The organism is Longimicrobium sp. (assembly GCF_036280135.1).
GTDB lineage: Bacteria > Gemmatimonadota > Gemmatimonadetes > Longimicrobiales > Longimicrobiaceae > Longimicrobium.
In genome coordinates this window covers 1-9,182 of sequence record NZ_DASURI010000748.1, presented here as the reverse complement: position 1 = coordinate 9,182, position 9,182 = coordinate 1, and the positions used below count along the sequence as shown (strand labels likewise).

At 70.9% G+C, this 9,182-nt stretch carries 10 protein-coding genes; 2 read left to right on the top strand and 8 right to left on the bottom strand.

Annotated elements, in window-relative coordinates:
- The 6 genes from VFZ20_RS24235 to VFZ20_RS24210 form a co-directional block, all read right to left on the bottom strand.
- Positions 1-201, bottom strand: a 201-nt coding sequence (locus VFZ20_RS24235; protein WP_329686535.1) for an SDR family NAD(P)-dependent oxidoreductase, incomplete at its 3' end; no start/stop codon positions are given.
- An 82-nt stretch (positions 202-283) separates the two neighbouring features.
- Positions 284-1,231: an ACP S-malonyltransferase gene (gene fabD, locus VFZ20_RS24230; RefSeq protein ID WP_329686534.1), complete on the bottom strand. Its 948-nt coding sequence runs from the start codon at positions 1,229-1,231 to the stop codon at positions 284-286.
- Entirely contained in the window at positions 1,231-2,226 is a 996-nt protein-coding gene (locus VFZ20_RS24225; RefSeq protein WP_329686533.1) for a beta-ketoacyl-ACP synthase III, read from the bottom strand. Before VFZ20_RS24225 ends, fabD begins: the two co-directional genes overlap by 1 nt.
- Positions 2,223-3,221 carry a phosphate acyltransferase PlsX gene (gene plsX / locus VFZ20_RS24220; protein ID WP_329686532.1) on the bottom strand — a complete coding sequence of 333 codons (999 nt, stop codon included), beginning with the start codon at positions 3,219-3,221 and terminating at the stop codon, positions 2,223-2,225. The genes VFZ20_RS24225 and plsX overlap by 4 nt, the downstream gene beginning before the upstream one ends.
- A 27-nt stretch (positions 3,222-3,248) precedes the next feature.
- A complete protein-coding gene (rpmF, locus tag VFZ20_RS24215; RefSeq protein WP_329686531.1) occupies positions 3,249-3,431 on the bottom strand; it encodes a 50S ribosomal protein L32 in 183 nt (60 codons plus the stop codon).
- A gap of 38 nt (positions 3,432-3,469) precedes the next feature.
- Positions 3,470-3,976: a DUF177 domain-containing protein gene (locus VFZ20_RS24210; RefSeq protein WP_329686530.1), complete on the bottom strand. Its 507-nt coding sequence runs from the start codon at positions 3,974-3,976 to the stop codon at positions 3,470-3,472.
- Between the two features lie 614 nt (positions 3,977-4,590).
- Between VFZ20_RS24210 and VFZ20_RS24205 the strand changes: the two genes are divergently transcribed.
- Positions 4,591-5,460, top strand: coding sequence for a hypothetical protein (locus tag VFZ20_RS24205; protein WP_329686529.1), 870 nt, complete (start codon positions 4,591-4,593; stop codon positions 5,458-5,460).
- A 307-nt stretch (positions 5,461-5,767) separates the two neighbouring features.
- On the opposite strand, the gene VFZ20_RS24200 is transcribed toward VFZ20_RS24205, so the two are convergent.
- A complete protein-coding gene (locus VFZ20_RS24200) occupies positions 5,768-6,400 on the bottom strand; it encodes a hypothetical protein (protein WP_329686528.1) in 633 nt (210 codons plus the stop codon).
- The gene (locus VFZ20_RS24195) at positions 6,390-6,758 is read right to left on the bottom strand and encodes a phage holin family protein (protein WP_329686527.1); all 369 of its coding nucleotides are present in this window, start codon (positions 6,756-6,758) and stop codon (positions 6,390-6,392) included. The genes VFZ20_RS24200 and VFZ20_RS24195 overlap by 11 nt, the downstream gene beginning before the upstream one ends.
- A gap of 420 nt (positions 6,759-7,178) precedes the next feature.
- On the opposite strand from VFZ20_RS24195, the gene VFZ20_RS24190 reads away from it, so the two are divergent.
- Entirely contained in the window at positions 7,179-9,053 is a 1,875-nt protein-coding gene (locus VFZ20_RS24190; RefSeq protein WP_329686526.1) for an IPT/TIG domain-containing protein, read from the top strand.
- Positions 9,054-9,182 lie beyond the last annotated feature (129 nt).

Genomic DNA, 9,182 nt, shown 5'->3' with positions numbered 1-9,182 from the left:
GCACGCCTCGGGGTCCGCCACGTCCACGGCGTAGCCGCGGTGGCCCTCGCCCGGCAATTCCGCGGCCGCCGCCTGGGCCCGGGCGCCGTCGCGCGCCACCACGGCCACCCGCGCGCCCGCTTCCGCCAGCGCCCGCGCGATGGCGAGACCGATTCCCCGCGATCCCCCGGTTACCAGCGCCGTCTGACCCTGTAGCTCCACGCCGTCCTCCGTCAGATAAGTGCCAAGTGCCGAGTACCAGGTGCCAAGTGCCGTTCTTTTCCTTGGCACCTGGTCCTTGGCACTAGGCACTTCCGTTCAGATACGCCTCGATCGCCTCCGCCGTGCCCAGCGCCAGGCCGCGCCCTTCCGCCGCCTTGTCGATGCGCTTGAGCATGCCGATGAGCACCTTGCCCGTCCCCACCTCCAGGAACCGCTCCGCGCCCATCTGCAGCATCGTCCGCACGGAGTGCGTCCAGCGCACGGGCGACACCAGCTGGTCCACCAGCAGGCTCTTGGCCTCGTCCGCGTCCGTCACCGGGTGCGCGGTCACGTTGCTCACGACGGGGAACGCCGGCGCGGCGAAATCGATCGAATCCAGCTGCGCCTGCAGCCCCGCCTGCGACACCTGCATGAGGGGGGAGTGAAAGGCGCCGCTCACCACGAGGCCCTGCACCTTCTTGGCGCCGGCCGAGACCAGCATGGGGCCCACCCGCTCCACCGCCGCCACGTCGCCGCTGACGACCACCTGGCCGGGGGAGTTGAAGTTGGCGGGGACGACGACGCTGTCCTCTGTCGACGCCTCGCGGCAGACGCCCTCGACCACCTCGTCGTCCAGGCCCAGCACGGCCGACATGGTGCCGGGGCGCGCGTTGCCGCTCTCCAGCATCAGCTCGCCGCGGCGGCGCACCGTGCGCACGGCGTCGGCGAACGAGAGCGCGCCCGCCGCGTGGTACGCGCTGAACTCGCCCAGGGAGTGGCCGCCCGCGCAGACCACGTCCAGATCCGCGTCCTTGAGCACGGCCCACACGGCCGCGCTGTGCGTGAGCAGGGCGGGCTGCGCGTTCACCGTGAGCGTGAGCTCCTCGGCCGGGCCCTCCCACATCAGCGTGGAGAGCGCGAAGCCCAGCGCCTCGTCCGCCTGCTCGAAGACGGCCTGCGCGGCGGGAAACCGCTCCGCGAGGTCCCTGCCCATCCCCACCGCCTGAGACCCCTGCCCGGGAAAGAGCAGGGCGATCCGTTCACCGTTCATCAGAAGCGCACCACGTTCGCGGCCCACGTGAATCCCGCGCCGAACGCCACCATCAGCACCAGCGCCCCGTCGCCGACGCGCCCCTGCTCGCGCGCCTCGTCCAGCGCCACGGGGATGGAGGCCGACGACATGTTGCCGTACCGGTCCACGTTCACGAACACCTTGTCCATGGGCATCTTCGCGTACTTCGCGGTCGCCTCGATGATGCGGATGTTCGCCTGGTGGGGCACCAGCAGGTCGATCTCGTCCGCCGTGACGCCCGCGCGCTGCAGGGCCGTCTCGGCCGCCTCGCACATGGCGCGCACGGCGCTCTTGAACACCTCGGGGCCCGCCATCTTCACGAAGTGCGAGCGCTCGTCCAGCACGGCGATGTCCAGGGGGATCCTGGCGCCGCCGCCGGGGCGGTACAGCAGCTCCGCCAGCGTGCCGTCGCTCTTCATGTAGCTGGACAGGATGCCGCGCCCGTCTTCCGCGCGCTTGACCACCGTGGCGCCCGCCCCGTCGCCAAAGAGCACGCAGGTGCTGCGGTCCGTCCAGTCCACGATGGACGACATCTTTTCCGTGGCGCACACGAGCACCGTCTCGGCCTGGCCGGCGGTGATGTGCGCCTCGGCCATGGACAGGCCGTACAGGAAGCCCGAGCAGGCCGTGGCGTAGTCGTACGCGGCGGCGTTGCGGGCGCCCAGCAGGGCCTGCACGTCGCAGGCGGTGGACGGCAGCAGGCGGTCGGGCGTGGCGGTGGACAGGAGGATCATGTCGATCCCCTCGGCCTCCACCCCGGCGCGCTCCATGGCCACGCGCGCGGCGGCGGCGGCCATGTCGGCGGCGCCCGTGTCCTTGTCGGCCAGGCGGCGCTCGCGGATGCCCGTGCGGGTGCGGATCCACTCGTCGTTGGTGTCGACGAGCGTTTCCAGCTCCGCGTTGGTCACCACGCGCGGGGGGGAGAAGCGGCCCGTGGACGCAAGGCGGGCGCGGGGAGAGGCTGCCTGGATCATGGCTGGTTGGGTCCTTCGGCCGGGCGGGCCAGCCGCGCGGCCATGTGCTCCACCATGCGGCGCTCCACGGACTGCGCGGCCACGCCGATGGCGTTGCGGATGGCCAGCGGCGGCGAGCCGCCGTGGCAGATGATGACGACGCCGTTCACGCCCAGCAGCGGCGCGCCGCCCGTGGTGGCGTAGTCCAGGCCGCGAAAGATGCGGTCCAGGTCCAGCTGCACCCCGGATTCGCTGGCCTCGCGCCGCAGCATGCCCGTGATGAGGCCCGCCACGGACTCGTAGAACTTGAGCATGACGTTGCCCACGAAGCCGTCGGCCACCAGCACGTCGCACTTGCCCGCGACGATCTCGCGGCCCTCGACGTTGCCGATGAAGTTGAGGTGCGGGGTCCGGGTAAGCAGCCCGTAGGCCTCCAGGACCACCTCGTTCCCCTTCTCGGGCTCCGTGCCGATGTTGAGCAGCCCCACGCGGGGGTTCTCGATGCCCAGCATGTCCTCGGCGTACACGCTGCCCAGCTGGGCGAACTGCACCAGCTGGTGGGGCTTGCAGTCCACGTTGGCGCCCACGTCCAGGGCCAGGCAGCGCCCGGACACGGTGGGAATGCGCGCGCCGACGGGCGGGCGATCCACGCCGGGGATCGTCCGCAGGGTAATGAGCGAGGCACCCATCACCGCGCCGGTGCTGCCGGCGCTGATGAAGGCGTCCACCTCGCCCGCCTTGAGGAGGTTCACGCCCACGACGATGGACGAGTCCCGCTTGCGGCGGATGGCCGTCGCGGGGGGCTCGCCCATCTCGATGACTTCGCTGGCGTGGTGAATCTCCAGGCGGTCGCGCGGCGCGTCGGGAAAACGCGCCAGCTCCGCCTCGATTCGCTCCCTGTCGCCGACCAGCACGACGCGCACGTCGTCGCTGCGGTCAAGCAAAGCTCCGACCGCGCCCTCGACCTCGACGGCCGGGGCACGGTCGGAGCCCATCGCGTCCAGCGCGATCCGCATCTTTTCCGGTTGGGTCGCCGGTGGGCTTTAGAACTCGGAAACTTCGACGCGCTGCTCCTTGCGGTAGTACCCGCAGTTGGCGCAGACACGGTGCGGGATGTTCGGGTCGCCGCACTGCGGGCACGCGTTGATCGTCGGCATTGCGGCCTTGACGTGCGTGCGGCGCTTGCGCTGGCGCTGCTTGGACTGGCGTCGCTTCGGTACGGCCATCGGAGCCCCCTCTATGCTTCTGTAGCGTGGTGGTCGGTCTAGTCGAACTTGACGTTCTTGAGCGCGTCCCAGGGGCTCACAGCCGTCTCGGGGACGCAGTCGCACGGGTCCGTGTTCAGGTCGGCTCCGCACTGCGGGCACAGCCCGCGGCACTCCTCGCTGCACAGGGCGAACTCGGGCGCCCGCAGCAGCAGCTGCTCGCGCACGGCGTCGCGCAGGTCCAGCTCGTCGCCCCGCGCCGGGAGCGGGTAGACCTCGCCGTCGGCGTCCTGGTCTTCTTCCGAGAGCGGCTCGAAGAACAGGTCCACGGTGTCGTCCACCGCCTGCTCCACGGACGTAAGACAGCGCCGGCAGGCTTGCCGCACGGTGGTGCGGAGCCGGCCGCGCACGAAGACCCCCTCTCCCACGGAGCGGGCGGCCAGGTCCACGTCCAACGGCGCGACCAGCGACAGTCCCGCGCCTTCCCACATGGGGTCGTCCGGCGGAACCTGCTCCCGAACGCGCACTTCACCGCGGTCCAGCGCGGTCAGGCTGACTTTCAACATAAACCGGAAAAGTACTCGGAAATCCACGTCCTGTCAACCAAAGGGCCGGCCCAGTGCCGATCTTCCCCCGCCAGGACGCCATTGCCGGGCGCCGCGTGCACATTCTGCGCCCGGTGAACCTCGTTCAGCAAGGGGCCGCCCGGCCCCGCCGCGAACACGCCTGCTCTCCCCCGCGCGGCCCGAGAGCGTCATCCTGAGGAGCCGCCGCGCGGAGTGTGCCCGTGCGCGATCCATGGCGGCGACGAAGGATCGTGTGTCCGGACCACGAAGGGCGCTCCCGTGCGTGATCCCACCTCGAAGTGCGAGTCCACCGCAGTTCGATGATCCAGGTGTGCGGCGGGCCCCGCGCGGGGCGCCCCCTCCGCTCGCCCAGGCTCGCACCTCCCCCAATACCCCCTGGGGGAGGTTGAACCTCTCATCCCCGGCGCACGGATAAAGCGCGGATCGCGCGACGCGCGTCTCCACGGCAATGCACCGTGAATCTTGACGGGTGGGGCGGCGCGTAGTCCGGAAAGCCCGCACACGGTGCCTGACCTTTCCCGGCGCCGCGGGCGCCTCATCCGCCGCAGATTTCGAGCGTCCGGATCCTTCCCTTCCCCGGCCGCCGCCCAACCATGAAGCTCGCCGCCCTCTCCACCCTGACCGCCGCGGTCCTGCTGGCGATCGGCGCGTGCACGGCATCCGCCCCGCCCGTCTCCGATCTCGCGGACCTGGAGACGGACCGGCCGGAGCCCGTGCGGGCCGCGTCGTCCGCCGCCGCGACCGCGCCGCCGCTGACGGGCTTCGCGCTGGCCGTCACCACCGGCGCCACGGAGCTGTACGTGGTCGACATGGACCGCGTGGAGCTCACGCACCCTGCCGGCACCGTCGGCGCCGCGAAGGGGGATTCGGCCGCGACGCTGGCGCACGTGCGCGAGGTGGTCGCCGGGCTGCGCTTCTGGGCGGAGGACGGCGCCGTGATCGTCTACGGGCCTCCGCCGTTCACGGGCCGCGCCCGCTCGCAGACGCGCGGCGGCGTGCTTCGCTTCTCTCTTACCCCGCGTCCCGGAATGCGATCGGGTGAGCGCACGCTGGCGGCGGAGGTGCGCGGCGGCGAGATCACGGGCCGCGTGTCGCAGCACAGCCCCGCGGGCGATCCGCGGACGTGGGCGCACGGCGCGTTCTTTCACGCGCCGCTGCGCCCCGTTGGTTCCGCCGAGTGGCCCCCGCGCGCGCCGCGCGGCCTGTCCGCCGAGCGCATCCCGGGCGGCGTGCTGCTGCGATGGACCGTCGCGCGCCACGCATCGGCAGACGCGGAGTACGTCGTCTACCGCGCGGACGACGCGAAGGGCGACGCGATCGAGGTGGGCACCACGCGCGAGATGCAGTTCGTCGACGCGACGCCCGGCGCCGCGCGGGGCGGACCGTCGCCCGTGTGGCACGTGGCCACGCGCTCCGCGTCCGGCGCGCTCAGCACGCCCAGCCCGTCCGCGACCCGGCCCTGATCGGGAGCTACATCGAGTGAAGCAGAGAGCCCCGTCCGCGGATCGCGTGGACGGGGCTCGTCGTTTCGAGAGATGCGTCATCCCCACACCCGGAAAACCTTGATTTCCTGAGGGAGCGCCCGCGCAAATCTTGCCCGATCACCAGCCACGGGCGCGACCGAAGGATCTACTACGCATTGCAAGGACTCAGCTTCCATGCTGAGTCCTTGCACGGCAGGCAAGATCCTTCGGTCGGCGCCAAGGTTCCTCGACGGACGGAAACCCCGCGGCGCCTCCCCCAGGAAAACAAGCTCTCCGGGATCGGATCTCAGGCCTGCGCGTCGCCGGGGTTGTGCGCGTTGGCCCACGTGGGCGGATGCGCGTCGGGGACGACGCCGAGCAGCTCGCCGTCGGACAGGCGCCAGCGGTACTCGGCGCCGTTCCAGTCGGCCGCCACCACCTCGTCGCCGACGATCCAGCATCCGCCGGTGAAGATGTCGGCGCCGCCCTGCCGCCACTGGACGCGGCCGTCCAGCCCCAGCCGCGTGATCCACAGCTCGCCGTGCACCAGCAGCGCATCCGCCCCGCTGATCTCCATCAGCCCGAATGGGCAGGCGCCGTCCACGTCCGTCATCCACCGCGCCTCCAGCGACGGCACGCGTAGCGCGACGACAAAATCGCTAAGGGAGACGAACAGCGTCCCATCCCGCAGCAGCGCGTCGCCGTCCATCACCCCGGGACATCCGGTTTCGCACAACAGCACGGCGGATGCGACGGCGCGACCGTCCACACGCGCCTCCACGCCCGTGGCCTTGCCGCGGTGGCCCCCCACGATGATCTCGCGTCCGTAGCGGTGAACGTTGTCCGCGGAGCCCGGCGTGTACGTGGGATCGCGCCAGAGCTCCACCTCCAGCGCGCCCTCGATCAGCGTGATGGCCTCCAGCCGGTGGCTACCGGTCATCCCGGTCCTTGATCAGCATCGACAGGATCCACGTCGCCACGCTGATGACGATGGACGCCAGCAGGGCCGAGACAAAGTCGCGCGGGCGGAACCCGTAGCCAAAGTGCCCGGCGATGAAGCCCGTGAGGTACAGCATCAGCGCGTTGATGACGAACAGCGCCAGCCCCAGCGTCAGCACGATGAGCCCGCACGCCAGGCCCTTTACGATGGGCCGGACGATGGCGTTCACGAGGCCCAGGATGAGGGCGACGACAAAGAGCGTCTCGATGCGCCCGTCCCACTCCAGCGCGCCCGGGAGCAGGTAGACGGCGATCCCGATGGCGACGGCGGACGCGACCCAGCGAAGAAGAAGCTTCACGGCAGTGTGATGGATGCGGGTGGATGCACGCGTGCGGCTGCTGACTGGACGTACGCCGGAGCGCACGGAAAAGTGTCGGACGCCCGGCACCGCGGACAAGGGGACCGCCGGAAGCCCACGTGAACTCCGCCATGGCATCGCGCGGAGCCCGGCCTGTGAATCCCCATCGACACCGGACGATCTATTTCCATGCGATCACCTGGCGGCGGACGCGGATGCGGCGCTCCATCCAGCACCGTGCCCTGCGTGCATCTTCTTCCGTGTGAACGAGATACACTTTCCCGCGCGATCATCCGCATCAAAGTTGAGAAACTGCACGGAAAAGTGTGCGGAAAGACGGTTGCCGGCGCAAGCCTCTCTTCGTATTTTGTTCGGGTAATCTTCGGCTGCCCCCTTCCCTCTCCAGCACACGGAGCGTTCATGCACACGCACGTTTCCAGAACCAATCCGCCGCGATTCCGCCACGTGATCGCCGCCGCGCTGGCCCTGCTGCTCGCCCTGGGCGCGGCGGGGTGCACGGACGAGGCGCTGGTCTCGCCGGAGGGCATCCGGCCCATGGGTACGGCGGCGCCGCTCGTCTCCCTGACGCCCGACACGGCGTTCGTGGGCGACACGGGCGTGGTGCTCACCATCCGCGGCAGCGGGTTCACGACGGGAAGCACGGTCAGCGCGTACCCGTGGCTGCCGCTCATCACGAACGTGGTGGACGACTCCACCCTCACGGCGCGGATCGAGATGCCCCTGTGGCAGGTCAGCTCGCACCAGGTGTGGGTGCTGAACGAGGAGTACGAGTCATCGGACCCGCTGACGTTCGAGGTGGTGAACCCCGTGCCCGTCATCACGCGGATGACGCCGGACGGCTGCGAGGTCAGCGCGGCGGACTGCGGGACCGTCACGCTGCACGGGCGCAACTTCCTGCCCGGCGTGCAGGTGGCGTGGGACGGATCCACGGTGAACTCCAGCCGCCAGAGCGACTCCGTGATCACGGTGCAGGTGGACCCGTACCAGCTGCAGTGGACGCGGGTGGTGCAGGTCACGGCCGTGAACCCCCAACCGGGCGGCGGCGCCTCCGCGCCCGTGCCCTTCCAGGTGGGCCCGCGGCTGGTGATGCACACGTCCGGCGCCCGGGTGGGGAGCGCCGGCTTCAACCTGGTGATCTTCGGCGACGCGCTGGGCACCAGCGCCCAGGTGTACTGGAACGGCGCGCCGCGGCAGACGTACATCTACAACGGGCGCCGGATCAGCGCGTACATCCCGGCGTCGGACCTGGCGACCGCGGGCGAGGCCGTCGTCACCGTGACGAGCAGCGGCCTGCCGACCGGGTGGCGCGCGGGCACGGTGACGGTGCGGCCGCAGCCCGCGGCCACGATCACGTCGCAGCTCACGCTGAACCTGCCCGTGCGCGACCTGGTGTACAACCCGCGCACGGAGCGGCTGTACGGCACCGTGTACGACGGATCCATGACGAGCTCCGTGGCCGTCATCGACCCGGCGACGGGCTCCATCGAAAACCTCATCTGGGTGGGCGACAGCCCCCGGTACCTGGCCCTGTCGGAGGACGGCCGGTTCCTGTGGGTGGGCGTGGACGGCGAGTTCAGTGTCAAGCGCGTGAACCTGGACTGGGGCGGGTACCCGGACGCCACCATCCAACTGGACTCCGGCGTCGTGGCCGAGGACCTGGCGCCCGTGCCCGGCGTGACCTCCCGGGTCGCCATCTCGCGCCGCAACACGGCCGTGACGCCCGGGCACGCCGGCGTGGCCATCTACACCGCGTACTACTCCTCGTACCAGCTCCCCACGGCCACGGCGGCGGGCGCGGGAAGCAACGTCATCGAGTTCGGCCGGACGGGCGCCACGCTGTACGGCGTGGACAACGAGACGTCGGCCAACCAGTGGCGCACCATGCAGGTGGACGACAACGGCGTCTCCGTCACCCGCACGGGGTTTGGCTGGGCGGGCGTGGGGTCCGACGTGGTGTACGCGGGCGGGCGCCTGTACAGCACCTCGGGGACCACGGTGGACACGGGGCACCACGACTACGCGGGGATCTTCCATACCCTGCAGGGTGCCGTGCGGCCGGACGTGGGCACCGGGCGGGCCTTCTTCCTGGCGGAGGATGCCATCCGCGTGGGCGACATCAACACCTTTACGCAGATGGGCGCGCTGGCCATGCCCACGCTGCAGTTCGAGCCGGCCCCGCAGCGCCGCCACCTGGTGCGCTGGGGCGCGGACGGACTCGCGTTCCACGACGCGGACGAGGTGTTCATCCTCCGCACGCCGCTGGCCGGCAACTGAGGCGAGGACGAGCGACGGCGGATGGAAACGGATCGGCGGCGGGGATGAGGGGCGGAGCGGCGGACTTCGCTCGAGACTCCAGAGCCCGCCGCTGCGCGGCGGGGGCCCGCTCCCCCGCCGCCTGCGCCG

Coding starts and splice junctions, on each gene's coding strand:
- fabD (WP_329686534.1), bottom strand. CDS start 1,231: ATGAACGGTGAACGGATCGCCCTGCTCTTTCCCGGGCAGGGGTCTCAG.
- VFZ20_RS24225 (WP_329686533.1), bottom strand. CDS start 2,226: ATGATCCAGGCAGCCTCTCCCCGCGCCCGCCTTGCGTCCACGGGCCGC.
- plsX (WP_329686532.1), bottom strand. CDS start 3,221: ATGCGGATCGCGCTGGACGCGATGGGCTCCGACCGTGCCCCGGCCGTC.
- rpmF (WP_329686531.1), bottom strand. CDS start 3,431: ATGGCCGTACCGAAGCGACGCCAGTCCAAGCAGCGCCAGCGCAAGCGC.
- VFZ20_RS24210 (WP_329686530.1), bottom strand. CDS start 3,976: ATGTTGAAAGTCAGCCTGACCGCGCTGGACCGCGGTGAAGTGCGCGTT.
- VFZ20_RS24205 (WP_329686529.1), top strand. CDS start 4,591: ATGAAGCTCGCCGCCCTCTCCACCCTGACCGCCGCGGTCCTGCTGGCG.
- VFZ20_RS24200 (WP_329686528.1), bottom strand. CDS start 6,400: ATGACCGGTAGCCACCGGCTGGAGGCCATCACGCTGATCGAGGGCGCG.
- VFZ20_RS24190 (WP_329686526.1), top strand. CDS start 7,179: ATGCACACGCACGTTTCCAGAACCAATCCGCCGCGATTCCGCCACGTG.